Source organism: Streptomyces sp. NPDC091376 (genome assembly GCF_044757085.1).
Lineage (GTDB): Bacteria > Actinomycetota > Actinomycetes > Streptomycetales > Streptomycetaceae > Streptomyces > Streptomyces pratisoli.
On sequence record NZ_JBIVUF010000002.1, the window covers coordinates 259,685 to 285,721 of the forward strand.

General features: G+C 71.3%; 26 protein-coding genes. 14 read left to right on the forward strand and 12 right to left on the reverse strand.

The window, feature by feature from the left end:
* Positions 1-104 precede the first annotated feature (104 nt).
* Entirely contained in the window at positions 105-743 is a 639-nt protein-coding gene (locus ACIQMR_RS05460; protein WP_401383163.1) for an HD domain-containing protein, read from the reverse strand.
* A 364-nt stretch (positions 744-1,107) separates the two neighbouring features.
* Complete coding sequence (locus ACIQMR_RS05465) at positions 1,108-1,449, reverse strand: hypothetical protein (protein WP_401383165.1); 342 nt, start codon at positions 1,447-1,449, stop codon at positions 1,108-1,110.
* 481 nt (positions 1,450-1,930) lie between these two features.
* Here ACIQMR_RS05465 and ACIQMR_RS05470 point away from each other — a divergent pair, with 481 nt between their 5' ends.
* Positions 1,931-2,389 carry a hypothetical protein gene (locus tag ACIQMR_RS05470; protein WP_401383166.1) on the forward strand — a complete coding sequence of 153 codons (459 nt, stop codon included), beginning with the start codon at positions 1,931-1,933 and terminating at the stop codon, positions 2,387-2,389.
* 136 nt (positions 2,390-2,525) lie between these two features.
* Here the strand turns inward: ACIQMR_RS05470 and ACIQMR_RS05475 are convergent, their stop codons facing one another.
* Positions 2,526-3,362: a sensor histidine kinase gene (locus ACIQMR_RS05475; protein ID WP_401383168.1), complete on the reverse strand. Its 837-nt coding sequence runs from the start codon at positions 3,360-3,362 to the stop codon at positions 2,526-2,528.
* Positions 3,363-3,546: 184 nt separating this feature from the next.
* Here ACIQMR_RS05475 and ACIQMR_RS05480 point away from each other — a divergent pair, with 184 nt between their 5' ends.
* The 6 genes from ACIQMR_RS05480 to ACIQMR_RS05505 all read left to right on the forward strand — a co-directional run bounded on the left by ACIQMR_RS05480 (position 3,547) and on the right by ACIQMR_RS05505 (position 9,403).
* The gene (locus ACIQMR_RS05480) at positions 3,547-4,155 is read left to right on the forward strand and encodes a DNA-binding response regulator (protein ID WP_401383170.1); all 609 of its coding nucleotides are present in this window, start codon (positions 3,547-3,549) and stop codon (positions 4,153-4,155) included.
* Positions 4,156-4,250: 95 nt separating this feature from the next.
* Complete coding sequence (locus ACIQMR_RS05485; RefSeq protein ID WP_401383172.1) at positions 4,251-5,888, forward strand: lysine--tRNA ligase; 1,638 nt, start codon at positions 4,251-4,253, stop codon at positions 5,886-5,888.
* On the forward strand, positions 5,878-6,870 hold the full coding sequence (locus ACIQMR_RS05490) for a hypothetical protein (RefSeq protein WP_401383175.1): 993 nt from the start codon (positions 5,878-5,880) through the stop codon (positions 6,868-6,870). Before ACIQMR_RS05485 ends, ACIQMR_RS05490 begins: the two co-directional genes overlap by 11 nt.
* 109 nt (positions 6,871-6,979) lie before the next feature.
* Positions 6,980-7,342 (forward strand): YybH family protein, encoded by a 363-nt coding sequence (locus ACIQMR_RS05495; protein WP_401383177.1) that lies wholly within the window; start codon positions 6,980-6,982, stop codon positions 7,340-7,342.
* A gap of 1 nt (position 7,343) precedes the next feature.
* Positions 7,344-8,099, forward strand: a complete 756-nt coding sequence (locus ACIQMR_RS05500; protein WP_401383179.1) for a hypothetical protein — start codon at positions 7,344-7,346, stop codon at positions 8,097-8,099.
* On the forward strand, positions 8,096-9,403 hold the full coding sequence (locus ACIQMR_RS05505; protein WP_401383182.1) for a phenylacetate--CoA ligase family protein: 1,308 nt from the start codon (positions 8,096-8,098) through the stop codon (positions 9,401-9,403). Before ACIQMR_RS05500 ends, ACIQMR_RS05505 begins: the two co-directional genes overlap by 4 nt.
* A 123-nt stretch (positions 9,404-9,526) precedes the next feature.
* On the opposite strand, the gene ACIQMR_RS05510 is transcribed toward ACIQMR_RS05505, so the two are convergent.
* Genes ACIQMR_RS05510 through ACIQMR_RS05545 form a run of 8 tightly spaced genes read right to left on the reverse strand, consistent with a single transcriptional unit; the run spans position 9,527 to position 18,493 of the window.
* Complete coding sequence (locus tag ACIQMR_RS05510; protein ID WP_401383184.1) at positions 9,527-10,567, reverse strand: NAD-dependent epimerase/dehydratase family protein; 1,041 nt, start codon at positions 10,565-10,567, stop codon at positions 9,527-9,529.
* On the reverse strand, positions 10,564-12,072 hold the full coding sequence (locus tag ACIQMR_RS05515; protein WP_401383186.1) for a cation:proton antiporter: 1,509 nt from the start codon (positions 12,070-12,072) through the stop codon (positions 10,564-10,566). Before ACIQMR_RS05515 ends, ACIQMR_RS05510 begins: the two co-directional genes overlap by 4 nt.
* A complete protein-coding gene (locus ACIQMR_RS05520) occupies positions 12,069-13,433 on the reverse strand; it encodes a hypothetical protein (protein ID WP_401383188.1) in 1,365 nt (454 codons plus the stop codon). The genes ACIQMR_RS05515 and ACIQMR_RS05520 overlap by 4 nt, the downstream gene beginning before the upstream one ends.
* Complete coding sequence (locus ACIQMR_RS05525; protein ID WP_401383190.1) at positions 13,430-14,737, reverse strand: phenylacetate--CoA ligase family protein; 1,308 nt, start codon at positions 14,735-14,737, stop codon at positions 13,430-13,432. Before ACIQMR_RS05525 ends, ACIQMR_RS05520 begins: the two co-directional genes overlap by 4 nt.
* A 30-nt stretch (positions 14,738-14,767) precedes the next feature.
* Positions 14,768-15,436: a hypothetical protein gene (locus tag ACIQMR_RS05530; RefSeq protein WP_401383192.1), complete on the reverse strand. Its 669-nt coding sequence runs from the start codon at positions 15,434-15,436 to the stop codon at positions 14,768-14,770.
* The gene (locus ACIQMR_RS05535; protein WP_401383195.1) at positions 15,433-16,707 is read right to left on the reverse strand and encodes an ATP-grasp domain-containing protein; all 1,275 of its coding nucleotides are present in this window, start codon (positions 16,705-16,707) and stop codon (positions 15,433-15,435) included. The genes ACIQMR_RS05530 and ACIQMR_RS05535 overlap by 4 nt, the downstream gene beginning before the upstream one ends.
* Positions 16,704-17,693 (reverse strand): glycosyltransferase family 2 protein, encoded by a 990-nt coding sequence (locus ACIQMR_RS05540; RefSeq protein ID WP_401383198.1) that lies wholly within the window; start codon positions 17,691-17,693, stop codon positions 16,704-16,706. The genes ACIQMR_RS05535 and ACIQMR_RS05540 overlap by 4 nt, the downstream gene beginning before the upstream one ends.
* 44 nt (positions 17,694-17,737) lie before the next feature.
* A complete protein-coding gene (locus ACIQMR_RS05545) occupies positions 17,738-18,493 on the reverse strand; it encodes an ArpA protein (RefSeq protein ID WP_401383200.1) in 756 nt (251 codons plus the stop codon).
* A gap of 325 nt (positions 18,494-18,818) precedes the next feature.
* Between ACIQMR_RS05545 and ACIQMR_RS05550 the strand changes: the two genes are divergently transcribed.
* A complete protein-coding gene (locus tag ACIQMR_RS05550) occupies positions 18,819-19,799 on the forward strand; it encodes a UDP-glucuronic acid decarboxylase family protein (protein WP_401383202.1) in 981 nt (326 codons plus the stop codon).
* A gap of 88 nt (positions 19,800-19,887) precedes the next feature.
* On the opposite strand, the gene ACIQMR_RS05555 is transcribed toward ACIQMR_RS05550, so the two are convergent.
* Entirely contained in the window at positions 19,888-20,883 is a 996-nt protein-coding gene (locus ACIQMR_RS05555; RefSeq protein ID WP_401383204.1) for a LuxR C-terminal-related transcriptional regulator, read from the reverse strand.
* A 218-nt stretch (positions 20,884-21,101) separates the two neighbouring features.
* Between ACIQMR_RS05555 and ACIQMR_RS05560 the strand changes: the two genes are divergently transcribed.
* The 6 genes from ACIQMR_RS05560 (at position 21,102) to ACIQMR_RS05585 (ending at position 25,954) form a co-directional block, all read left to right on the forward strand.
* Positions 21,102-21,425 carry a hypothetical protein gene (locus tag ACIQMR_RS05560; protein ID WP_401383207.1) on the forward strand — a complete coding sequence of 108 codons (324 nt, stop codon included), beginning with the start codon at positions 21,102-21,104 and terminating at the stop codon, positions 21,423-21,425.
* A gap of 221 nt (positions 21,426-21,646) precedes the next feature.
* Entirely contained in the window at positions 21,647-21,862 is a 216-nt protein-coding gene (locus ACIQMR_RS05565) for a hypothetical protein (protein ID WP_401383210.1), read from the forward strand.
* The gene (locus ACIQMR_RS05570) at positions 21,850-23,886 is read left to right on the forward strand and encodes a BTAD domain-containing putative transcriptional regulator (protein WP_401383212.1); all 2,037 of its coding nucleotides are present in this window, start codon (positions 21,850-21,852) and stop codon (positions 23,884-23,886) included. The genes ACIQMR_RS05565 and ACIQMR_RS05570 overlap by 13 nt, the downstream gene beginning before the upstream one ends.
* 54 nt (positions 23,887-23,940) lie before the next feature.
* Entirely contained in the window at positions 23,941-24,171 is a 231-nt protein-coding gene (locus ACIQMR_RS05575; RefSeq protein ID WP_401383214.1) for a hypothetical protein, read from the forward strand.
* A gap of 71 nt (positions 24,172-24,242) precedes the next feature.
* Complete coding sequence (locus ACIQMR_RS05580) at positions 24,243-25,556, forward strand: UDP-glucose dehydrogenase family protein (protein ID WP_401383217.1); 1,314 nt, start codon at positions 24,243-24,245, stop codon at positions 25,554-25,556.
* Between the two features lie 149 nt (positions 25,557-25,705).
* On the forward strand, positions 25,706-25,954 hold the full coding sequence (locus ACIQMR_RS05585; RefSeq protein WP_401383220.1) for a hypothetical protein: 249 nt from the start codon (positions 25,706-25,708) through the stop codon (positions 25,952-25,954).
* The last annotated feature ends 83 nt before the right edge of the window (positions 25,955-26,037 follow it).

The following is a 26,037-nucleotide window of genomic DNA, read 5'->3' on the forward strand; positions in this document are numbered from 1 at the left end:
GCGGCGTAACCGGCTGACCCGCCTGAGTCGCGCCTCTTACCAGACCCGTGCCAGATGCTTGTCGGGGCGGTCTCCCGCGCCATGATCGGCACTCATGCAGCAAATCACTCGGCCCAGGGTGACTCCATGACAGCGTCGACGAAATCCGCACGAACGAAGCCCGGCATGAAGCGATCCAAAATGTCGGCCTTGAAGTTGCAGAAGGCGGTCTGCGGGCGGGGTGCGACGCTGTGCGTGAACTCCCGGAGAATGCCGTTCTTGAAATCGGACCGAGGGTGGAGCGCCACGACTGCCTCCCGCTGTTCCTCGGAGATCTCGTCGTAGCCGATGCCGAGGACGTCCAGTTCGACCCCGGCGGTGACCAGGGCGATCTCCGGTGCCATGTGCCAGGGGATCTCAGGAGTGGTGTGGAGAGCGATCGCCTCCCACACCAGGCGGGCGCGGTCCTCTGCTGTACCGCGCTCCAGCAGGAAGCGGCGTGCCTCGTCGGCGCCGTCGATCTCGAAGCGCTGGTCGGTCCTGGCGTACCTGTCGGTCAGGCCGAGGTCGTGGAAGAGGGCAGCGACGTAGAGCAGCTCCGGGTCGTGCTGCATGCCGCGCCTGCGTGCGCGCATCGAGCCCCAGAAGTAGACCCGGCGGCAGTGGTGGAAGACGACCGGCGAGGCCACGTTCCGTACGAGCTCAGTGGCCTCGCGTACGAGTTCGGTCCCGGGCACCTCGACGTCCGCGATGATCTCGGCCATGCCGCACCTCCGGAGGGATTCCGCCGATCGCCCCGTCCACGGCCGACGGGACAAGGTTGCTGACATCTCCCAGTCTGTTGCGCAGGTCCGCCGTCCGCCTGCGGACAAGGCGCACGCACCCACGGAGTGTGCAGGTGAGAGAGCCGTTCGGGCGGGCGCGCGTCGACGTACCAGTGGTGTCACCGAGGCAGGCCGGGGACCCGGGCAACGGCTGAGGGCACCGTGTGGCGCCTGCGGAGCGACTCCCGTAGGCGGTCGTGATCGCCCTATGCAGGCGTGGGCCGATCGGCCGGAACCCCGGGCCGGGGCCTGACGCTCGTCGCGCAGGCGTTCCGGGCCCGAGGCCGGCCTTCCGGTAGCCGGATCAGGCCTTGATGTCGACAACCTTCAGGTTGTACGGGTAGCCGGAGGAGCCGCAGTTGATCGTCGCCATCTTCTCCACGCCACGCGTGCGGTAGCCAGGGGTGCCCTTGTAGGGACCCCTCGCGCCGCCCGGGCCACCGCACCAGGCCTGGACGTTCCAGGTGCCGTTGCCCGACCTGCAGGCGCCCACGGCGATGTGGTCGTTGGTGTGCGACACGTACGCCGTGCAGCCGGTCGGCCCGACGGCGGCCTGCGCCGACGGCGCGATGCCGAACGTCATGCCCGCGGTCAGCAGGCCGATCGCCGAGGCGGTCGTCCCGAACTTCTTCAGTGTGCTGGTCATGCACTCTCCCCGTTGGAACGGATCTTCCAACAGGTGAAGATATCCAGGCGTGATCATGGATCGCGTCCTACCGGGAGACGAGTGCAGTCCACCCCAAGGTGTATTGACATGGCCCCAACTGACCGTTTTCCGACGGTAGTTGGGCGGCGCAGTACCTCCATGCCCGGTCGTCGATCCGGACAGCTCATGCTCCGCCGAGGAAAGGTTCCATCGAGAACAACAGGCAGCGCAGCCTCGTTCATGGTTCAGGTCGCCGCGGCTCGAACGGCCCCGATCCCGAAGAACGGAATGAGGTGCAGGGAATCACGGGGAGCCACGGAGGCGAGCAGGCACGGCACGGCACGGCAGCCCCTGACCGAATCGGCTGGTCAAGGGCCGTTCACACGCGATGGGTGTGGGATGTGAACCCACGGTGGCATCTGCGAAGACGGTTATCGCGACCGCTGCCGACAGCTCGGAGGGGAGGCTCTACGATCTCGCGGTGAGCTACGACATCTACTTTCTGAGCCGACGCGAGGGCCAGTCTTGGGATGACGTCCTGGAGGCCATGGAGGACGCGGCCGAGGACAGCGAGCCGATCCCCGCCGAGCTCCTCGAAGCGTGGCAGCGAATAGTGCCACAGGCCCGGGCCCTGCTCGGCAACGTGGACATCACGGAGTACGAGCAGGAGTCGCGAGACCTGAGCCACTCCGGCACCGGTATCAACCTGTCCGTGTTCAGTGACGAGGTCAGCATCACGGTGCCCTACTGGCACGTCGGCGACGGTGCCGCAACAGTGCTCGGCATGCTCGTCGCCCTCTCCGCGATCGTGGAGAAGGAGACCGGCCTGACTGCCTATGACCCTCAAGTGGAGATGCCGTTGGCGGATACGCCTTCGCAGCAGGCGATGGGCATCATGTCGCGGATCACGACGGACCTGCGAAACCGCTACGGAGGTTGAGGTCCGCGTGCCCGATCCGTCCCCGAAGGAGCAGTCGGCCACGGTCGACAGCGGGTGTCAGGAAGGCCCTCTGCTGCACCCTGGCGCCCGTTCTTGCTGTGAGTCTCGGTCACCTGCGCTGACCAGGCCCATGGGGTCATACGGCCAGCGTCCCGTCCGGAGACGGGTCGGGGAGCGGGAAACGGGCCTCCAGTGTGTAGTGCCCGGAAGGGTAAGGGCCGTGGGTCAGTCGGCCGCCGGCGGCGGCGATCCGTTCGGCGAGGCTGCGCAGTCCCAGGCCCGGCTCCCCGGCAGCCTCGGGAGGGGGCGGCTGGTTCGGGGCGCGGACCCCGTCGTTGGCCACCGTCAGCAGCACCTCGCCCGGCAGCGTGTCCACTGCCACCCGGCAGTTGCGGGCGCGGCTGTGCCTCAGCACGTTGGCGGCCGCCTCCCGGACCGTCGTGGCCAGCACCGTCTGCAGCGGCGCGGAAAGCGGCGCGCTCACCGGTCCCGCCTCGGTGCGGATCCCGGCCGACTCCAGCAGGTTCCGGACGGACTCGATCTCCGTGTCGAGTGACAGGCAGTGGTAGCCGTGCGCCACCCGCCGGGCCTCCTCGTGGATCTCGCGCATCCCGGAGAGCGCCTCGGCCAGCCGGCTCCGGGCCGAGTCCGGTGTGCGGTCCATCAGACGCAGCGCCAGCTCGCACTGGAGCGTGATCGCCAGGAGCCGCGGCCCGAGAAGATCGTGCAGATCGCGGGCGAAGCGCAGCCGCTCCCGTACGACGACACGGCGCTGGGCGGTGTCGGTCACGACGGCGGACACGGTCGTTGCGGTGCCGGTCGCCATGGCGGTGCCGGCGGACGTGGCCGTGTCCGCACCGGCCTTGGTCCGCGCGGACGGTACGCGCAGCGTGGACGGCGCGGTCAGCGTGGACGGTGTGCGCAGGGCGGTCAGCGCGGACGGTGTGGACGGTGTGGGCAGGGCCTGTGCCATGTCGCCCCCATTCTGCGTCTGGTACCGCGAGAGCGTCACCGCTCCCGCTATCACTCCGCTATACGAGCCCCGCTGGTGTGACCCTCCCCGGTGGTACACAGGGCGCCTTGACTCGCAGAGGGCCCGTCGTCGGACCAGTCCGGCGGGACACAGGACGGGCCCCGGACGGACAACGGGGGAACCGATGCAGAGGATCGTGCTGGCCGAGGACATGCACATGATTCGGGTGGCGCTGGCCGCGCTCCTGGAACTGGAGCCGGACATGGAGGTGGTCGCACAGGTCGCGACCGGCAGCGAGGTCGTTCCGGCGGTCATCCGGACGGAGGCGGACACCGCGGTGCTCGACATCGACATGCCCGGCATGGACGGCATCACCGCCGCCGGTCTGCTGCGCGACCAGGTGCCGGACTGCCGGACGCTGATCCTCACGGGCGTCGCACTGCCCGGGCAGTTGTGGCGGGCGCTGGACGCGCAGGTGAGCGGCTTCCTCCCCAAACACGCCTCACCGGACGAACTTGTCGAGGGGGTGCGCAGGGTGGGTGCGGGCCGCCGGGTCATCGACCCCGAACTGGCCATGTCCGCCTGGGAGATCGGTGACAATCCGCTCACCAGGCGGGAGGTCGAGGTGCTGGGCCTCATCGCGGCGGGGGCGGAGACCGCGCAGATCGCCACCACCACGAACCTGTCCGTGGGGACGGTCCGCAACTACCTCACGACGATCGTGAACAAACTCGGCGCACGCAACCGCATCGACGCCCTGCGCACCGCGAAGGAGAACGGCTGGCTGCCCTGAGCGCCGCCTCCTCCCAGCTGCACTGCGGCGAGCGCGGCGTGACGTCGCCGCGTGACGTATAGGGCCTTTATCGGAGCGCGCGCTGTACTCCTGCCATGCCAAGGAGACGACGTGCGCGGAAGCAGAACCCGGAGACGCGGGAGGAGGCCCGCTCCGGCGGGCTGCACGCACAGGACCGCACCGCGGCGCACTGGGCCCTCGACTACGCGCGCCGGCTCGCCGACCGCCATCCTCCGGCGCACCGCATCCTGATCCAGACCAGCATGTCGCCGACCGGCTACTTCCACATCGGGAACTTCCGGGACACCGTCTGCGCCCACCTGGTGCACCGTGCCCTCGCTCGCATGGGCCGCCGCTCCGCGATCCTGCTCAGCTTCGACGACTACGACCCCGTGCGGGAGAGCCAGGCCGCCCGGGACCCGGAGCTCGCGGACTGCGGAGGGCGGCCGCTCGCCGAACGCCGGGAGCGTGCCGCCCGCATCTGCCGCGTCTACCTCGCGGAGCTCCGGGCGATGGGCATCCTGCCCGCGGAGGCCGACGAGGACGGGCGGACGCCGCCTGGCGGCGACTGGGAGACGCACTACCAGTACGAGCGCTACCGGGCCGGTGAGTACAGGGAGATCCAGCGCCGCTACCAGCGCGACGCCGAGCGGCTCGCGACGCTGCTCGGCAGGGGCGACGGGCGGGACCTCTTCGCCGTCTACTGCCTGCAGTGCGGCCGCAACACCACAGAGATCCACTGGCTGGACGGGCATGCCGCGCGCTACCGGTGCCTGTCCTGCGGTGCCGAACTGACCGCCCACGACCCCGCGGACGTCAAGCCGTCCTGGGCGCTGGACTGGACGCTGCGCGTCGCGCACGAGGGCATCGACTGCGAGCCGGCGGGTCAGGACCACTGCAGCGCGGGCAGCACCATGGACCGGACCCGGCCGGTGTACGACGGCTATCTCGGCTCCCCGCAGCCGGTCATCGTTCCGTACGGGCTGGTCCGCGGCGAGCGGGGCGGCGGCAAGATCTCCGGGTCGCTCGGCGGCGGCCCGTTCGTACGCGATCTGCTCGCCGTCCATCCCGCGCCGCTGGTGCTGTGGCTGTACGCCCGCCGCAACTGCCTGTCGGATCTGCGGCTGGGCTTCGGCCCGGGCGCGTTCCTGGGCGCGTACGACGAGTTCGACCGGTTCGTCCGGGACGTCGGGCGGGACGAGCGCGCCCGGATCCTCTGGGAGCTGCTGACCGACGAGAAGCCCGGCGGATACGCGGCCCTGCCCCGGATGCGCTCGGTCCTGGGGGCGCTGTACGCGCACGGCTGCTCGGCGGACGCGGCGCGGCGGCATCTCGTCGCCCTGCACCCGGGCGCCGACCGGGCATTGCTCGACGAACGGCTCGGCCACGCGCTGGCCTGGCTCACGGAACACGGCCGGGACCACTACTGGGCGGAGGCCGGTGACACACCGGCGGGCTCCGCGGTCGACCTGCTGATCGAGCAGCTGAGGGAGCACAGCGGAACCGGCGCGCCGCGGGCCGACCGCACCCGGGAGGACTTCCGGGAGATCTACGGGGCGCTGTTCGGCACCGTGCACGGTCCCCGGCTGGACACCCTCGCTGATGTCTTCACCCCCGCCCTGGTCGCCGACGCGCTGGCCGCCTACCGCGATCGCGGTGAACGCCCCCTGCGCGCAAGGCTGTCCGGCGGATCCGACCGATCCCGTCAGGAGGCCCTGAGCCGTGCGAGCTGAGATCTTCACCCCCGGTAGCGGGCCGGCGCCCGACGGCTGGGACGCCTTCGTCCGGGACCGGCGCGCCTGCGTCCTGTGGGAGGAAGACCTGCTGGAGGCGGCCGGCCGGGGGAACCGACGGCCGCTTTTCGCCGGACTGGTCCGGGACGCGGGCGAACCGGTGGCGGCATTCTGCGGGCGGCTCGGGGTTCGGCCGCTCGCCCAGCGGTTCCGTCCGCCCGGCCGTGCGGCCGTACCAGGCTGGTTCCAGGTCCATCTGCCGAACAGCTTCAGCGCCGGACGGCTGTACGCCCCCGGTCTCGCAACCGCCGGGCGCCGGGCCGCCACGCGCGCCTTCGAGCGGGCGGTGCGCCGCCGACTGGGCCCGCGCTGCCTGGGGATCCTGCACCTCGACGTCGAGTCGCCCGAACTCGGCCATCTCGATGGCCCGTTGCGGCTCAGGAGAGCCACCGCCTCCAACGCCGTGCTGCACAACGGCTGGGAGAGCATGGACGCGTACTTCGCCGGGCTGCCGCGGGGCCGGCGACGCAGGCTGTCGGCGCTCCACGAACGGATCGGCGCCGACCCGGACCTCGTCGTGGAAGTGGCGGTCCCGACGATCGACCCGGTGCACGCCAGCCGGCTGGACCAACTGACCCGGATGAAGCACACGAGCCGCCCGGGCGGGGTCGTGCCGCTGCTGCCCTCCTACTTCGAGCGGCTCAACCGGTCCTCCGGCGCCTCGTACTTCGTCCACCGCGACAAGAGCTCCGGCCGGCCCGTGTCCTTCGACCTCGTACTTGACGTGCCCGGCGGCTGGGTGACCACGGTGACCGGATCCGCGGGCGGAAGGGACCTCTATCTCGACCTGTATCTGAGGGAGATCAGCAGGATGATCGACACGGGAGTGCCGGCCGTCGAACTCGGCCCCGGCATGGGGCAGCTGAAGGAGTCCTTCGGCGCCACGGCCGTAGCGCGCCACGCGGTGGCCGTCCCCTTCTGACGCCCGCACGACCGACCATCAGCCATGAACCACTGGTCGCCAACCACCGACCACCGACCACCGACCACCGACCACCGACCACCGACCACCGACCACGAAAGCAGATCCCATGGACTTCACCACCGCGCTCGACCAGCATCTCGCGGCCGTCCGCACCCGCGACCTGGACGCCTACATGGCCACCGTCCACGACGAGGCGACGGTCATCCTCCCGAACGGGAAGACCGTGGAGGGCGCCGACGCCATCCGGGCCTTCCACAAGGGCTGGTTCGAGGACCCCGACTGGACGATGGAGACCGAGACGAGCCGCACGGTGGTGCACCAGGACACGGCGGTGGCCGTGCTGACCGTCGACTACCGGGACCTGGACCAGCACGGCAAGCCGTACGAGCTGCGCTATCTGCTCAGCCTGGTCTTCGCCCGCACCGACGGGAACTGGCTGCTCGTCCACGACCAGAACACCCACTGCTGAGATGCGCGGCCGACAGCGCTACGCACGGACCGTGCGCCGTGCCGTGGCCACGGTGCCGCACTACAGGGAGCGGTACGCGGCGACCGGGGCCCTGCCGCCGCTCACCCGCGACGAGGCCGAGCTGCGGCGGCATCTGCTGATGCCGCTCGGCTCGGCCCTGCTCGCGCGACGCGACCCCGGCCGACCGGCCACCGAGCACATCGCCGAACTGCACGAGGCGCTGCGGCTCGCCGGACACCGGACCGGCAGCGGCAGCGGCAGGGACGTGTACGAGATCGCCCCCGCGCTGCGCGATCCCGTGCGGGCGTACGGCACGAACTGGCGGGTGCTGCTCGCGACCACGGCGGACGCCGCACGCTGCACAGAGCGGGACGCGGACCGGTCCGGCACCGGCCGCCCGGTGCCGGACAGGCACGCGCTCGTGGTCGGCGACGCCGGGCAGCTCGCGGGCGTGGCGGCGGGTCCGGTGACCGTGGAACGCGTCACCCTGGCGGCGGCCGCCCGGACCCGCCCGGCCGCCGGTTCGGTCTGGTACGAGCCCTGGCTCGGCCACCTCGGCGGGGTTCCCGGCGCTTGCGGGGAGCTGCATCTCAACCCGTCCCGCGTTCATGCGCGGCTGCTCGACGGGGAGACGGTGCTCACGCTGCTGCGCCGGCGCCGTCCCACGCTCGTCCATGTCCGGCCCGAGGGAGCCGAGTTCTTCGGTCCCGGGCAGTGCCCCCTGCACGGCGTACCCATCCTCGGGAGACCCCTGTGACCGCGGCCGTCTCACCCGTCATGCGGCTCGTGCCGGTGCTGCTCAATCTCGTACGGACCCACCGGCTGGAGCGGGCCGACCCGGCCCGTCTCGAACCCGAGCGGCGGCGCCGGCTGGTCCGGCTGGTCCGGCACGCGCAGGCCGGCGTGCCGCGCTACCGGGAGCTGATCGCGCCGGAGACCGCGGCCGCCTTCCGGGGGCCGGAGGACCTTCCGTCGCTACCGACGCTGGACCGCGCCGAACTCCACGACCGGGCGCCGGAGGACCTGCTCGCGGACGGTTTCACCACGGCGAACACCAAGGGGGGCACCACCAGCGGCTCCTCCGGCATCCCGATCACCATCCGCAACTCCGAGCACGATCTGGGCTATCTGCGGGCGTCGTACCTGTACGACATGCTGGCAACGGGGCTGCGCCCGTGGGACCGGGTCGCGTACTTCCGGGTCGCTCCCTTCCTGCGGCACCCGCTGGAGCGGTTCGGTCTGCTGCGCACCTTCCACATCGACACCAGCAGGACGCTGGACGAACAGGTCGAGGCGTTCCTGGCGGCCCGGCCGACCTTCCTGGTCGGCTTCCCGCATGTGATCGCCTCCGTGGTGGAGGAGCTGGAGCGACGGGGCCTGCGCTACCGGGGCGCCCGCCGGGTGCTGTTCGGCGGGGAGCGGCTGACGCCGACCGCGCGGGACCGGGTCGTCGGACATCTGGGCGCGCGCTGCCACGAGGTGTACGCGTCCGTCGAGGTGTTCACCATCGCCCGCACGTGCCGCCTGGGCTCGCTGCATCTGCGCTCCGCGGACGTCGTGGTCGAGCTGGAGCAGGAGGACGGCTCCGTCATGCCGGTCGACGGGATGCGCGAGGCGGAGGGCGAGATCCTGGTGACCCGGCTGCACAGCGAGGCGATGCCGCTGATCCGCTACCGGCTCGGCGACCGGGTGGCCGTGGGACCCGCGGACTGCGCCTGCGGGCGGCGCACCCCCGTGGTGCTCCGGGTGCAGGGGCGCAGCCAGGACCGTTTCCGCGGCCTCGACGGCCGTGAGTTCTACGCCGACTTCCTCACCAGCCGGGTGCAGGACTTCCCCGAGGTCTCCCGGATGCAGCTGGTTCAGGAGCGGCCGGCGCAGGTCACCGTCCGTGTGGTCCTCGCGCCGGGGTCCTGCGCCTCGGTGACGGAGCGGATCGGGTCGGCGGTGCGGGAGGCGGTTGCCGGCTTCGACGTGGTCGTCGAGCAGGTGTCCTCCATCGCACCCGAGGCCAACGGCAAGATCAGGGTCGTGAAGGTCCTGCCGTCCGGAGCGGCCGGCTGAGCGGGAGGGGCGGCAGGCTGGGGCGGAGGGTTCGGCCGACTGAGCGGGAGGAGAGACCGCCGTCACGAGCCGTCCCTCCTCCCGTTCGTCCTTGTCCTCGCCGACCCGCCGGACGGTTCCGCTTCAGATGGCGCGGCGCTCCTCCAGCGCCGCCCGCCAGGACGGCGGCAGGTTCCGGACCACCTCGATGCCGGAGAAGACCGAGGGCTCCTGCGGGCCGACCTGCTTGACCCATGCAGCCATGCGCCCGATGCCCTCCTCGAGGCCGACGGGCTGCTCGCGGGTGCCCAGGACCTTGTGGACCTTCTCGTGGGTGGCGTAGGCGTCGCGCACCTCGTTGCGCTCCGGCAGGTGGTTGACGCGCAGCTCCACGTCCATGGCGTCGCAGACGGCGGCCGCGATGCGGTTGACGCTGTACACCTGGTCGCCACCGACGTTGAAGACCTCGTTGTACGCCTCGGGCGTCTCCACGGAGCGGGCGATGGAGGGCGCCACGTCCTTGATGTAGCTGAAGGCACGGGTCTGCTCGCCGTCACCGAAGACCGTGAAGGGCTCGCCGCGCAGCGCCTGGTTCATGAAGATGCCGATGACGTTGCGGTAGCGGTCGCCGATGTTCTGGTACTCGCCGTAGACGTTGTGCGGCCGGAAGATGATGTAGGGCATGCCGAACATCTCGTGCGTGACCCGGAGTTCCTGTTCGACGGAGAACTTCGCGATGCCGTACGGGTCCTCGGGCGCGGGTACCAGGTCCTCGCTCATCGGAAGCTGGTTGGCGCCGTAGACCGCGATGGACGACGTGAAGACGAAGCACTTGACCGTGCCCGCGTTGACGGCCGCGTTGATGAGGTTGACGCTGCCGACCACGTTGTTCATGTAGTTGAAACGCTTGATGAAGTGGCTCAGTCCCTCGGCGGCGTACGCGGCGAGGTGGAAGACGTAGTCGACGCGGTGGGCGGCGAAGACGGCGTCGACCACGTCGGGGTCGCAGACGCTCCCGTGCCGGAACTCGGCACCGTCGGGGACATTGCCGCGCACGCCGCCGCTGAGGTCGTCGAGGACGATCACCCGGTGGCCGGCGGCGAGGAGTTCACGCGCCACGTGGGATCCGATGAAGCCGGCGCCTCCGGTGACGAGGGAGACGGGGGCGGGGGAGTCGAGGTTCATGCGGGTTCCATTTCCTTGGCGGGGGTGGCGGAGGCGTTGTCCGCCGGGGCGGGGGACGCGGGAGCGGTCCCTTCGTGGACGGAGCCGGCGCCCGGCCGGCGGGTGAGCTTCAGCAGATGCAACGCGGGCCCGGTCATCACCGTGGTCAGCACCGCCATCACGACCAGCACGGTGAACGCGTTCTGGTTGATGAGCCCGGCGTCCAGACCGGCACGGAGCACGACGATCTCGGTCACACCGCGGGCGTTCAGCAGCACGCCGAGTCCGAGCGACAGCCGCCAGGGCAGCCCCGCGGCACGCGCGGTGACGGTGGTACCGGCGAGCTTGCCCACGACGGCGGTGACGACCGCGAGGGCCCCGGCCAGCAGCAGACCGGCGTGTCCGGTCACCTGGGTGAGGTCCACGGTCATGCCGACGGACACGAAGAACAGCGGAAGCAGCAGCCTGCGGTTCACGGAGTCGAGCCGGGTCTGCACGGCGGTGAGCGCGGATCCCTTGCGGTGCGGTACCAGCGTTCCGGCCAGGAAGGCGCCGAATATCGAGTGGACGCCGATCAGGTCGGTGAGCCAGGCCAGCGAGAACGCGAGCAGCAGCAGGGCGAGCAGCCGGGCCGCGGACGACACCCGGGCCCGGTCCGCCCACCGGTCGGCGGCGCGCACCAGCGGGCGACCGGCGAGCAGCACGACGGCGGCGAACCCCGCGGCGAGCAGCACGGTGCCGCCGGCACCCCAGATGCTGCCCGCGCTCGCCACGGCCATGGCGGCGGCGAGGGCGCCCCAGGCGATCACGTCGCAGGCGGCGGCGCAGGTCATGGCCATGGTGCCGAGAGGATGGCGGGCGAGGCCCGACTCCTGGACGATGCGGGCGAGCACGGGGAAGGCGGTGATGCTCATCGCCGTCCCGAGGAAGAGCGCGAAGGGGACGAACCCGATGCCGCCCGCGGCGAACTCCCGGTACACCAGGGCCGCGGACAGCACGCCCAGCACAAAGGGAATGATCATGCTGCCCTGGCTGACCGCGCCCACGATCCGGCCGCTGCGGCGCAGTTGGGAGCCGTCGAACTCGGAACCGACGGCGAACATGAAGAGGATCAGCCCGACCTGGGCGAGCAGCCCGAGGAGCGGCTTCGCCGCGGTGGGGAAGAACACTTCGACCGAGCCGGGGAGCAGTACGGCCAGGAAGGACGGTCCGAGCAGCAGGCCCGTGGCGATCTCTCCGATGACCGGGGGCTGGCCCAGCTTGCGGGCCAGCCAGCCGCCCGCGGTGGCGACCGCGGCCACCGCGGCGAGTGCGGCGACGACCCGCAGCACCGTTTCGCTGACGTGCGTGCCTCCGGAGGGCGGCCCGCCGCCCACAGCCCCCGCGCCGCCGGGATCCGGCACCCCGAGGCCGAACCCCAGGGCGGCGACGAGCACACCGAGGGCCGCGGCGGAGATCAGCAGGGGATAGACGATGCCGCGCCAGCGGGGCGTACCCGCGGGGCGCGACGGAAGGTCGTTCATCATGGGGCTCCAAGGTCGGTCGGCACCGCGGCCGGTGCGGTGGGCGTGGTGGGCGCGGCGGTGGTGGACGCGGTGGTACGGGACGCGGTCGTGCGGGACGCCGAAGCGCCCGTGGACGGCTTCGCGGTGCCGCGACGACGGCTCCGCAGCAGGAGGCGCGCCAGCACGGCGTGGGCCACCTCTCCCGAGGCGAGGGCGGTCACCGCGCCGAGCGCGCCCAGGGCCGGTACGAGGACCAGGCCGAGCACGACGGCGCAGACCAGTCCGCCCAGCGCGCTCACCGCAGTGGCCCGCAGAGTGCGGGAGGTCGCGTTCTCCAGCAGGTAGTTGAGGCTGCCGACGGCGAAGAACAGCGGGACGCACAGCACGTACAGCAGCAGGACGGCCACGGACGACGGTACGAGCGCGGCCTGTTCGGCCGACCGTGCCAGCCACAGGGCCGGCGCGGTCCACACCGCTCCGACGACGGCGACGGGCAGCAGCCGCCGTACCACCCGGCGGTCCAGCGAGGCGGGGTCCACCGACCGGAGGGTCAGGGACACATGCGGCTGGAAGAGCCGCATCAGATAGCCGAAGCCGTTCAGCAGGACGGACGAGGCGAGGACCATCAGGTACAGATGGCCGGTCTGTTCGTGGTGCCGTGAGGCGCCGAGCATCCAGAAGAGGAGGCTGACCGTGCCGGCGGCCGCGATGTCACCGCAGGCCATCAGCACGGAGGTGGACACCACGGGCCGGGTGATCCCACGGCGCACCGGCCGGCGGGTGACCCGGTACAGGGCCGGCAGGTGGGCCAGGTTGAGCAGGGCGGTGCCGGCGAGTATCCAGCCGGTGAAGGCCGTGGGCCCCCAGCCGAGCAGGCTCGCTCCCCCGGCACCGGTGGCGATGACCAGCGACAGGATCGTGAAGTTCAGGACGTCGGCACGGTTCCTGTCCAGTGCCCGGCAGAGCCCGACCAGCACGGTGTTCAGTCCGAGGAGCGCGGCGTAGAGGCCTGCGAGCAGCCCCAGCATGCCGGTGTCCCCGGCCGGGAGGAACAGTGCCGCGCAGCCCAGCCAGAGCACGGCAGCGCCGGCGAGCAGCAGCGCGGACGCCAGCAGGACGGTGATGAGCTGGGGTCCGGTGCGGCGTGCCCTGGGCACGAGTTTCAGCGCGGACTTCTCGATGCCGAGCGTGGTGAGGGTCGTGAGCACCTGTGCCGTGCCCATGGCCGTGGCGTAGGGCTCGTACGTCCCCTCGCCCCAGCTCGCCAGCAGCGCGGCGTTGGTCCCGAGCAGCGCCAGCCGGAAGGCGGTGCGTCCGGCGAGCAGGGAGGTCAGCGACCGGACGGTGGGGCGCCGGCCCGGCCCGCCGGACGGCGCCGTCATGCCGGCGCGGAGTGGGCCGGCCGGGGGACCACCGCGTCGGAGGTGACGAAGCGGCCCTTGCCGCCTCCCGTGATCTCGATGCTGTCCGTGCGGACGACCTCCAGGGGGAAGTCGCAGCCGGCCACGGTGAGCAGGCGTTCCCGTACCGCCGCGGTCAGTTCGTCCCATGCGGCGCGGGACAGCGGCGTGGACGGGACCACGTTCAGTCGGACCGCGCCCTCGCGGCTCTGCACGACACTGCACTCGGCGATGCCGGGGAAGGTCGCGGCCAGATGCAGGAAGGTGTCCGGATACAGCTGGCGGCCGGTGGGCAGCAGCACCGCGTCGTTGACGCGGCCCGCGGTCAGCCGCAGGGTCCTGAAGCGGCGGCCGCAGGGGCACGGGTCGGTGTCGATCCGGCCAACGTCGCCCAGGTCGTAGCGGATCAGCGGCATCGCGCGCTCCATGAACGCGGTCACCACCACCCGCCCCTCGGCGCCGTCCGGCACCGACTGCCCGTCCGGTCCGAGGATCTCCACGAGCAGCCGGTCCTCGGCGAGGTGGGCCCGCTGGTGGACGCACTCGTAAGCGATGTTGAGCACCTCGAACGCCGAGTACTCGTCGTGCACGGGTGCCCCGAACTCCCGCTCCATCAGGGCACGGTGCTCCGGGACGAGGAGTTCGGACTCCGTCATCACCAGCTTCAGCGTGCCCCGCAGCGTGGTGAGTTCGGCCGGGGTCAGCGCCCTCAGCAGGGCACGCAGATGCACCGGGTACCCGATGATCACCTGCGGTGCCGCGGCGAGCAGCTCGGCCTTGATCTCGCCCATGGGCCGGTCGGTGAGCAGCACGTGGCGGCGGAAGAGCCCGGCCTTCTGGAAGCCGCGCGCGGGCGGCGCGAACGGCCTGATGTGCGAGAGCCGGTCCGTGGGCAGGTAGCGCCCGGTCGCCAGGAACCGGCGTACGCACGAGGCCATGTGGTAGTCGTGGCTGTGCCGGTCGTGGACGACGGTGACCCGGCGTCCGGTGGAGCCGCTGGTGCGGAAGGTCGGTACGGTGCCCGGCACCACCCCGTCCGCGAGGAGTTCCTCCAGAGGCCGGCCCCGCAGGACCTCCTTGTCGATGACCGGCAGCTGCGCCACCTCGTCGAGGGAGCGCAGCGGTCCGGTGCGGTAGTCGGGGTCGTCCCGGTAGTACGGGACCCGCGCCCGGGCGTGCGCCAGCATCCGGTTCAGCGATGAGAGCTGGCGCCGGCGCAGTGAGCGCCGGGAACCGTACTGCCGGGCGAACGTGACGGGCACGTACCAGGCCTCTCGGAGGAACATCTCGTCAACTCCCCTTCGGGGGGCGGGCCGTCAGGCGGCGGTGCGGGACACGGCGGAGCGGCGCGGGACGAACCGGCCCAGCGCGCTGAACCAGCGGGTCGGGGCGAGCAGCACGAAGAGGGCGAGCACGACGTGCGTGATGATCAGCGCGAACGCCTCGTACTTGCTGGCCGGGTGACCGAGCCGGACCGTCATGTGGGAGGCCCAGGTCCACACCTCGGGGATGGTCTGCCACTGCGGGTCGGTGTGGTCGTTGACCGTGAGGTACGCGAGGTCCTCCAGGCCCGAGAGCATGAGCAGGAGCATCGCGTAGGCGAGCCGGCGCACCAGGTGGGCCGCACCGCCGCCGAGCCGGAAGCAGAAGGCGAAGGTCAGGATCAGGAACGGCGTCAGCGTCAGGACGTAGTAGTACAGCTCGGGGTGGTTCTCCGCGTAGAAGAAGATCTTCGGTACGAAGTAGGTGAAGTAGAGCAGGAAGCACAGCGGCACGAAGAGGTGCAGTCTCAGCTTCTTGGCCCACTCCGGGTCGAGCTGGGCGATCGCCTCGGTGGCGAGGACGAAGGGCACCAGCTTGAAGAGCATGACGGCGAGGCTCTTGACCTCGCGGTCGTGCGGCATCGCGAACCACACGACGCCGGCGAAGGCGAGGCTGAGCGCGGTCAGTATGAGGAAGGGCGCATGGCGCCGGAGCGTGGTCAACGCTTCTCCGTAAGCAGTCGGGTTCGAACGGGGGTCGCGGTCGCGGCCGCCGGCGGTGCGGGGTTGCGTGGAGCGTCGGGCTCCACGTCGAAGCGGAGCAGGGACCTCGCCCTGGCCTGCGCCTCCCGGAGCTCGCCGTAGCTGTCGGCGACCAGCAGCAGGTAGCCGAGCTTGTGACCCGCCTGGGTGTAGCGCCGCACCCGGTTGCCGGGGCCCGCGAAGAGCTTCAGCTCGGCGGTCTGCGGCAGGGCGCGGACCTCGTCGGCGCCCTCGACGGCGCGGAGGATGCCGTCGGTGTCCGTGGTCAGGATCTGCAGCGCCGTCTTCTTGTCGTGGCGGGCCTGCAGGTCGAAGGGGAGCCCGAGGGCGAGGCGGAGCGCGGCCTCGTAGGTGTTGATGCCGTAGGCGTGCCCAACGAGCAGCGGCATTCCGTTGCCGCCGAGCCGGGCGCCCATCTCGATGAAGCGGATCTCCTCGGTGCGGTCCACCACGAAGTCGAAGTTGACCGGGCCGTCCGTGTGTCCGAGCGCGCCGCAGATGTCCATGACCATGGAGCGCAGGGCGATCTCGGTGGCCGGCGCCAGCTCGGCAGGGACCATGTGGCCGGTCGTGATCATGTGGGGCGCCCCGGTGGTGCTGCGCTCGGTGACCGCGATGGTCCCCAGCTTGCCGTCGCGCAGGAACGCCTCGGCGGAGAGATGCCGGCCGAGCAGCATCTCCTCGACGATCACCTCGCCCGAGAAGGAGTACTTACGGGCCTCGGCGACGGCCCCCGACAGCGCGGCCTGGTCGGCGACGACCTGGACGCCCTTGCTGCCGGAGGAGTCGCTCGGCTTCACGACGACGGGCAGTGGCAGCGCCGCCGCGGCGAGCCGCAGCTCCACCGGGTCGGCGGACTGGATGTAGGCGTACGTGGGCAGCCCGAGCCGCTCCAGCACCTCGTGGAAGTACCCCTTGTCGACCGAGGCCCGGACCGCGTCGGGGGCCGGCTGGTGCGGGGTCTCCAGCAGCCGGCTCAGCTCGGCCACCGACTCCTGGGCCGCGTCGCTCGCCGGTGAGATCACCGCGGCGATGTCGAGGTGGCCGACCATGGCGGCGATCCGCTCCGGGGCCCGGGTGGTCATGCACAGGAACAGGTCGGCGGCGGAGGCGCCGAGGGCGTCCTGGCGCTGGTCGACACCGACGACTCCGTACCCGAGGCGGCGCGCCTCGTGGTAGGCGGGCAGTTGGTCCTCGCCTCCGCCCAGCACGAGGATGTGAGGCTTTGTCATGGCAGGTTCCCTGTCTGGAGCAGCGGCGCGGGTGCCGCCCGGCCGGTGGACTCGTTTCGGTAGGCGTAGAGGTCGTCCTGCGGCCGGACGGGCACGTTGGCCTCGCGGATCTGGTAGCGGGGCAGGCCGGCGCTGCCCCGCATGATCCGCACCATGTAGCGGGCGAGCAGGGCGATCGAGCCCAGTCCTGCTGTGTGCAGCACGACGGAGGCCAGGGCCAGCGGCCGGACACCGCTGCCCGCCGCCGTCAGCGTCACGGCCGCCGCCACGGCCCCCAGCGCCGCGAGGTAGATGAGGGCGAGCGGCCGGTAGGAGAAGCCCACGAAGAGATCGGCGGCGTGCCGGAACAGCTTCCCCAGCGACCATTTGGCCCGTCCCGCCGTGCGCGGCGAGTGCGCCGTCTCCACCGTGGTGTAGCGCGCGCCGATCAGCGGCAGGGTGGCGATGAAGTAGGGGGTGCTGACCTTGCATGCGGCGACCTTGCGGGCCACCGAGGTGCGCACCACCCGGAACACCGAGGCGTGGACGGGCAGTTCGATGCCGAGGATCCGGGTGGCGATGGCCTGGTGGGCGACCGTGCCCAGCCGGCGGTACCAGGGGTCCTGCCGGCTGGTCCGGACCGCGAACACCGCGTCGTAGTCCCCTTCCACGGCCCGCCGGGCCAGCTTGTGGAGTTCAGGGGGCGGGGACTGCAGATCGGCGTCGAGTTGTACGGTCCACTCCTTCGACGCGTACGAGAACCCGGCGGTGAAGGCCGATTCGAGTCCGAAATTGCGGGCGAACGAGATGTAGCTGACGCGCGGATCCTCGCGGGCGATCCGCTTGATGATTCCGAGGGTTCCGTCCGTGCTGCCGTCGTCGACGAAAAGGATTTCGGAATCCTCGTACTGGTACACCTCCTCCTTGATGCGCAGGTATGCCTGCTCTATGCATTCCTCCTCGTTGAAACAGGGCACCATCGCGGTGATCGAAAGCGTGGCAGGCATCCTGGCCATCGTCCGTCGCCTTTCTGTCCGCAACCCGGTCCGGGTCAGTCGAACATCGCATTCATCGTCTCGTGCGTGGCGGCCTTCTCCTGGTCCGCGCGGCTGGCCCAGCAGGTGTTGAGGATGATGCGGGTCTTGTCGGCGTTCAGCGGGACGGTGCGGTGCAGCGTGGTGTCCGAACGCAGGAAGTACAGGTCGCCCTTGGCGTGGCCGTAGCTGCGGATCGGGTGCTTCTGCAGGTATTCCTCGACGCGCGGGGCGTCCTTGTCCCAGTCGGTGTGCGGGATGCACTGCAGCATGCCGCCGTACTCCAGCGACGGGGCCTCGATCAGCCAGATGACGGTGAAGCTGAAGTCGCCCCAGTGCCAGCCGTGGGTGTCACCCTTCTGGTGCTGGCGGGTGACGATGTACTTCTCCTCGTCCCACGGGCAGCCCATGACCTCCTCCTTGGCCAGGCGGGACAGGAAGGCCTTGAGCGCGGGGGACTCGTAGACGGCCGGGATCAGCGAGCCGTCCGTGGCGATCGCCTTCTGGCCGACCGTGGACATGTAGCGCGGGGAGTCGCCGGTCTCCTTGAGACGGATGTCGATGCGCTTCTGGTGGGTGTCGATCAACTGGTGGGTCTCCTCGGCGACCGCGGCGAAGACCTCCGGCGAGACCAGGCCGGGGAGCTTGACGTAGCCCTCGCGGCGGAAGTGCTGGGAGAGCCCGAGCACCTCGTGGTCGTCGGCGAACCGTTCCGTGATGTTCTTCGCGATCAGCTCTTCGACATTCGCGGCGGTGATGGTGTTCTCGGACACGGTGAACTTCCCCTCGAATAGGAGCTGCGGAATCCCCGGTATCGCTGCGACTCTGCACCGGACCGACTCTCCGCTGTTGACTCCTCGATTCTTGTGAACGCCCTCGCGGTCCGGTAGTGCCGGCCTCATCGATTGCGCATGAGGAAGCCATGCGCCCACCGGACATGAAGATCTCACCTGCCGTATGAGGAACTCATGGACCGCCCCGCCATGAAATACACACGCTTGCAGGAGTTGGCCTGTTGCTGTCAAATCCCAAAAGAAGCGGGGGACTCATGGAGCTCCGCCACGGATATGCCGTGCAAATCCAGAGAGGAAAACAACGATGACGAGAACAGCGGTGGTGGCCGGTGGTGCGGGGTTCCTGGGCTCACATCTGTGCGAACGGCTGCTCGCGGACGGCTGGCAGGTCTTCTGCGTCGACAATTTCGTCACCGGGTCCCCCGAGAACGTGGCTCATCTCGTCGGCGACGCCTTCCGGCTGGTCGAGGCCGATGTCACGGCGGGACCACCGGCGATCGAGGGCCAGGTCGACGCCGTGCTGAACCTGGCCTCACCGGCCTCGCCGGCCGACTACCTCGAACTGCCCCTGGAGACCCTGCGGGTGGGCTCGGAAGGCACCCGGCATCTGCTCGACCTGGCCCGCGAGAAGGGCGCCCGGTTCGTCCTCGCCTCCACCTCGGAGACGTACGGCGACCCGCTGGTGCACCCCCAGCCGGAGACCTACTGGGGCAACGTCAACCCGGTCGGGCCGCGTTCGGTGTACGACGAGGCCAAGCGATACGCCGAGGCGATCACGATGGCGTACCGCCGCACGCACGGCGTCGACACGGGCATCGTCCGGATCTTCAACACGTACGGGCCGAGGATGCGCGCCCACGACGGCCGCGCCGTGCCCACCTTCATCCGGCAGGCACTCGATCAGCAGCCGATCACGGTGGCCGGCGACGGCTCACAGACGCGCTCACTGTGCTACGTGCCCGACCTGGTCGACGGCATCGTGCGGATGGCGGAGTCGGAGGTGGCGGGACCGGTCAACCTCGGGAACCAGGAGGAGATATCGGTCCTCAGGCTCGCCGAGTGGATCCGGGAACTCACCGGATCCACCTCCGACATCGTGCACGTGCCACGCCCCACGGACGATCCGTCGCTGCGCCGGCCCGACACCGCGAAGGCGCGCGAAGAGCTCGGCTGGACGGCGCGGTTCACGACGGAACGCGGTCTGACCGAGACGATCGACTGGTTCCGTACCCGGCTGGACACCGGGCTTCAGGGCCTGCAGCTCGCCGGTGCAGAGGAAATGTAGAACCTGCTGGCACCGTTCGGCCCGAGGTTCAACCGGATCGGGGGCAGGCGTGGTGCGTCGGGCGTCGGCGGTCGTGGAACGGCAGCGGTCAGAGGTTCACCCAGCCCTTGCTGGTGGCGAGCACCCCCGCCTCGAACCGGCTGCGCGCTCCCAGGCGTTGCGACAGATCGGCGGTGACGCGCCGGATCGTCCGGACGGAAACGCCCAGTTGGCGGGCGATCGCCTCGTCCGTCATCCCCTCCGTGAGCAGATCGAGCACGGCCCGCTCCGGCGGGGTCAGGTCGTTGCCGCTGTCGGCCGCGGCCTCGGCCGCGCTCTCACCCAGCGGCTGCGCCTGCTGCCAGGTCAGATCGAAGAGGGCGAGCAGTGCGGTCAGCGCGCCGGTGCCGTCCAGCACCAGCGCCCCCATGTCGGCCGCGGCCGGGTCCATCGGCACGATCGCCCTGCTGCGGTCGTAGATGAGCATCCGCAGCGGCAGCCGGGGCACGGTGCGCACCAGACCACCGCGCTCCCCCAGCCAGGCCACGTACTCCCTGGTCGCAGGAGAGTTACGACAACTGTCGAGGAAGATGTACCGAAGGCGTACGCCTCGGTCGCTGGTCGAGGTGTCCAGCGGCCGGGCGGCCTCCAGATGTTCCTCGCTCTGGCCTCCGCCCGGGACGAACGCCGCTATCTCAGTGGTACAGGTTTCGGCCAGATGCTCGATCTTCGACTGGATCTGGTCCATGGACCGCAGCTTCTGCACCTCGGTGACGTCATGCCCGCCGGTGGCGCGGATGTCGGCGAGCATCCCCGCCACCGCGACCCGGCTCGCCCTGATCTGTCTCTCGCGCTCCAGGAGTTCGGTCTCCTGGCTGGCGAGCAGCGACGTCAGGCCCAGCTCGGGGTCGACGGGACGGTCCGGGCCGCCGTCCGCCGAAGGCCGTACGAGCGACAGTGCGGCCAGCCGGTCCAGGGCCGAACGCGCACGCTCCTCGGTCCACCCCAAAGCCTCGGCAAGGCCGGAAACCGCCCCCGGCCCGTCCTTGAGCATGACGCGATACACCGCTTCTTCATCCGGGCCGATCCCCAATCGACCAAGCATGATTCCCCTCCCCCAGGGTGGCGGTGGGTCGCACCGCACATCATTCCCGAGCCCGCGTCCGTGGTCGGGGACGCGGGCGCACACGATACGCGATGGCGGAAACCGGACGGCGCTGTTTCCGGCCTCGGCGACACGGTTGTTACCGCCGGTGCCGATGACGGAAACACGGGCGGCGTGGTGTTCGGGGAACCGGTCGGGGGCGGCACGGCGGGGCGGTCATGTATCTCGTAGACGTCCGGCTGGAGTCCACCGCGCGCCTCTCCCCGACCGACGTCCGCACCCTGCTCTCGGAGGCGGCCCGTCCGGACGACGGGGTGGAGCACATCTACGTCCAGCCGGCGCCCTCGCCCACGGGACCGCTCCCCCGGGGCGCTACGCCTTCCCTCGACGTGGTGCTCTTCCTCTCCCACCTCACGCTGACCGAGTCGGAACGGGCCGCGGACGCGGTGCTGAGGCGCTGCACGGTCCGGGGCCTGCGGTTCAGGAGGCTCTCCGCGATGCCGCTGACGCTGCTCGTGGACCTGCTGGCCCTGGAGGGCTGACGAGAGGGGCGCCTGGCTGCGCCGGGGCCGGTGGGCGTGTCCTCGTCCTGCCATTGCAGGTCCCTGACATGGGAAACCCCTGGGCAAAGCTTCCGGCTCCGAGCAGAGTGGTCTCACCGGGACAGAGCGCCGGTCAAGGGGTAAAGGCGCGCAAACCTGGCCGATGCGGTCGGCCGGGGGGCCCGGATCACTCTGCTCAGCCGATGTTTCCAGGGGGACCCATGCAGACTTCCATCCGTGCCAAGCGCAAGACGGCGTTCGCGGCCGCCACGCTCGCCGCCGTCCTGGTGGGGACCGGGACGGCGGCCGGGGCGCTCGCCACCGCGGCGACCGGCGCCCACGGAGGACCCACGGGACACCCGGGCACGATCGTGGCCGACGGCACGCACGGCAAGCCCTCCCACGAGGCGAGGAACGGCAACATATGGGGCCCGTGACCGCGGTGACCTCCGCGGAGACGCTTCATCTGAACCTCCTCGGGCCGGTCGAGGCCCACCGCGGCGGCACTCCGGTCAAGCTGGGCGGGCCCAAGCCCCGCACGATGCTGGCCGCGCTGCTCCTCGCCCGGGGCCGGGTGGTGAGCGACACCAGACTGACCGCCCTGCTGTGGGACGAGCGCCCGCCCACGACCTGCCCGGCCCAGCTCCACACGTACGCCTCCCGGGTGCGGCATCTGCTCGGCCCCGGCGTCGAGGTGGAGCGCCGCCGCCCGGGCTATCTCCTCGGACTCCCCGACCGGGGCGTACGCGTCGACCTGCTGGAGTTCCAGGAGCGGGCGGCGCGCGGCGCCGAGGCCCTGGCCGCGGGCCGTGCGGCGACCGCCGCCGACGAACTGCGCCGCGCCCTCGCCGTCTGGCGGGGCGTGGCGCTGGGCGGAGTCTGCGACGCGCTCGCCGATGTCGAGCGCGACCGGCTGGAGGAGGAGCGCCTGGTCACCCTGGAGCGGCGTATCGACGCCGATCTGGAGCTGGGGCGGCACGCCGCACTCATCCCCGAACTCATCGCGCTCATCGCCGCCGACCCTCTGCGTGAGGGACTGCGCGGCCAGCTGATGACGGCGCTGTACCGGTCGGGACGGCAGGCCGACGCGCTCGCCGCCTACCGGGCAGCCCGGGCTACGCTCGCCGACGAGCTGGGCCTGGAGCCATCGGCCGCACTGCGCCGCCTGCACCAGGCGTTGCTGTCCGGCGATCCGGCTCTGCCGCCGCGTGTCCCGCGGACCTCGCGGGGCGCCGCGCCGAAGACGTCCGCGAAGCCGGCTCCCACCGTGGCACCGACGGCGTGGGAGCCGGAACCGGCCGCGGTGGTGGCGGCGGCGACCGGGCGAGCGTCCGTTCCGGCAGGTCAGGTGCCGGCCACGGCCCCGGCGCCGCACGGGGAGCGTCCTCTCAAGCCGGCCGAACTGCCGCCCCCACCCGCCGACTTCACCGGACGGGACCAGGAAGTGATGCGGCTGGGCACCGCGCTGACCGCCCGCCGGCCTCGCCGCCCCGATCAGGCGGTCCACGTGGTGACCGGAATGCCCGGCATCGGCAAGACGGCCGTCGCGCTCCAGACGGCACACCGCGTCAAATCCTCCTACCCGGACGGGCAGATCCACCTCGATCTGCGCGGCTCCGGCCCGCGGCCGCTGGACACGGCGGACGCGGTCGCCGCACTGCTGCGGCTGCTCGGCGTTCCCGCGGCGCGGATACCGGGCACCCTCGACGAGCGCGTACGCGCCTGGCGCACCCGTACCGCGGACAGGCGAGTGCTCCTGGTGCTCGACGACGCGGCCGACGAACGCCGATTGCGTCCGCTGCTGCCCGTCACCGACGGGTGCGCGGTGCTCATCACCAGCCGCTCGGGTCTCTACGCGCTGGAGGGGGTGAGCCGCACGGTACTGGGGCCGCTCTCGCCGCCCGAGTCCCGGAGCCTTTTCGACAAGCTGGCGGGGCGCCTGCGCACGGGCGCCGAACCCGCCTCCGCGGCCGCCGTCGTCGACGCCTGCGCCGGGTTGCCGCTCGCCCTGCGCATCGCCGGCGCGAAGGTCGCGGCACGGGAGCACTGGCCCCTGTCCCGGCACGCCGACCGGCTCACCGACCCCGGCCGGACGCTGGCGGAACTGGCCTTCTCCGACCTGTCGTTGCGCGACCGTCTGATGGAGGCGTACCACCGCCTCACGCCCTCCGCGCGCCGGGCCCTGCGATTCCATTCCGAGCTGGGCCCGCATCCGGTGCAGGCCCGCACGGCCGCCCGCGCCCTGGGGACCGGCCACGAGGAGGCCGAAGAACTGCTCGCCGACCTCGCGGCCGCCCACTGGGCCGACGTGGTCCGGCAGCCCGGCGGCTACGCGTACCGGATGCACCCCTTGGTCCGGCTCTTCGCCCGCGACATGCTGGCCGACGAGGAAGGCGCCGTCCCCCACGTGTTGCCGGTGCGCTCCTCCTGGGCACTGGCCAGAACAGGCGACACGGCCTGACGTCCGGTCCGCGAGCCCACCGAAGAACCCCCGAGAAACGAGGCAGGTCCGCTCATGCCAAGCCCTTCCGGTTTCAGCTATGAAGCCCGCGCCGACGGCACGATCGTCATCACCCATCGCGGCCGGAAGGCCGCGACACTGCGCGGCGACCGTGCCGCGCAGTTCGCCGCGGAGGCGGAGTCCGGCGACGCGCAGGAGGTGATGGCGCGCTGGACGGGCTCGTACAAGTTCGGCAACGAGCGCACCGCCCGCAACCACCCCAGGAACAAGGGACGTCGTGCCTGAACCGCCCCGGCGGCGCGGGCGGTCCCACCCGGACAACGGTGTCCACCGGAACAAGAGAATGGAATCGATTGATGACTGGCACGTCCCGCAGAATCGCCGTCTTCGGTGCGGGCTACATCGGCCTGGTCACGGGAGCGTGCTTCGCGGAGCTGGGTCACCGTGTCGTCGTACGTGACATCCGGCCCGAGCGGATCGGGCTGCTGAACTCCGGCGAAGTGCCCTTCTTCGAACCGGGCCTGGGCGACCTGATCAGCCAGAACAAGGAGCGGCTGGCGTTCACGCTGGACGTGCACGAAGCCGTACGCGACGCCGAGGTGGTCTTCGTCTGCGTCGACACCCCGCCCACCGCCTCCGGTGACGCCGACCTCTCGCGCGTCTGGGCGGTCGTCGACGCCCTCCGTGACGCCTCCCATCTCGTCGCGGTCGTCGTCAAGAGCACCGTGCCGGTCGGTACGGGTGCGCGCGTGCGCGCCGCCCTCGACGAGCGGGGGCTCGGCCACGTGGGATACGCCTCGAACCCCGAGTTCACCGCGGAGGGCAGGGCGGTCGAGGACTTCCTGCGCCCCGACCGCGTGGTGATCGGTGCCTCGGACGCCGGTGTCGCCCGGTGGGTGGCGGACCTCTACGCGGCGGTGGACTCCCCGGTCGAACTGATGGACGTCGCCTCGGCGGAGATGGTCAAACTCGCCTCCAACGCCCTGCTCGCCACGAGGATCACCTTCATCAACGAGATCGCGACCGTCTGCGAGGCGACCGGCGCGGACATCGGGCACGTGTCCCGCGCCGTGGGCCTCGACCACCGCCTCGGGCCCCACTTCCTGAAGGCGGGGCTCGGCTACGGCGGATCGTGCTTCCCGAAGGACTCACGCGCGCTGCGGGCCATGGCCAGCAACTCCGGCTACCCCTTCCAGTTGCTCAACGCCGTCATCGAGGTGAACGAGCTCCAGCCGAGGCGCGCCATCCAGCGGCTCAAGACCGAGCTCAACGGCCTGAAAGGCCGTCGGGTCGCGCTGCTGGGCATGACCTTCAAGCCGGGCACGGACGACATGCGCGAGGCCCCGAGCGCGATCATCGCCTCCCGCCTTCTCGCCGAGGGCGCCGCGGTCAGCTGCTGGGACCCGATGGCGCCGTACGCCGACGGCCGGCAGGAGCCCTGGTCCTCCACCACCCGCGTGCCGGACCCCCTCGGGGCGATGACCGACGCGGATGCGGCGATCCTGGTCACCGAGTGGCCCGAGCTGACCGATGTCGACTGGCCGGCCGCCGCCCGCCGGATGCGGAACCCGCTGCTCCTCGACGGCCGCAACCTGCTCGACCCCTCCGTCCTCCTGGCCGCGGGCTTCACCCACATGGGCGTGGGGCGGGCCACGCGATACCCCCGGTGACACACCCGGTCGTCCCGCTGCCCCAGGCTGTCGCCGGGCTGCCGGTACCGGACGACGCGATGCTTTCGTCGGTCCTGTGGGAGTGTCGGGCCGGCGTGCGGTCCGGCCGCGCGGTAGACGTCAAAGGGTGAGCGAACCCGAAGCCGGCGGTGAGGCTCCGCGACGCGCGGTCGACTACGAGGCGGTCTTCCGCGCGTCCCCCGGACCCGCGCTGCTGCTCACCCCCCGTCGAACGCCGCGACGAGGGCATCGGCGCGGGACCGGAGCGCCTCGCCCGAAGCCCCGCCGGGCACGGCGGCCTCGCGCCCGACAGCCTCGCCGACGCCCTGTTCGTCGTCCTTCCTCCCGCCGCCGACGGCCCTGATGACGACACCGCTCTCGTCGTCGTACGGCTCTGATCAGTGGCGTGACCATCACGCCGCCCGCGTGAGCGAGCGCCCGAGGCCCGGGAGCCGGAGCCGCGGGGGCCGGGACGGGCTCG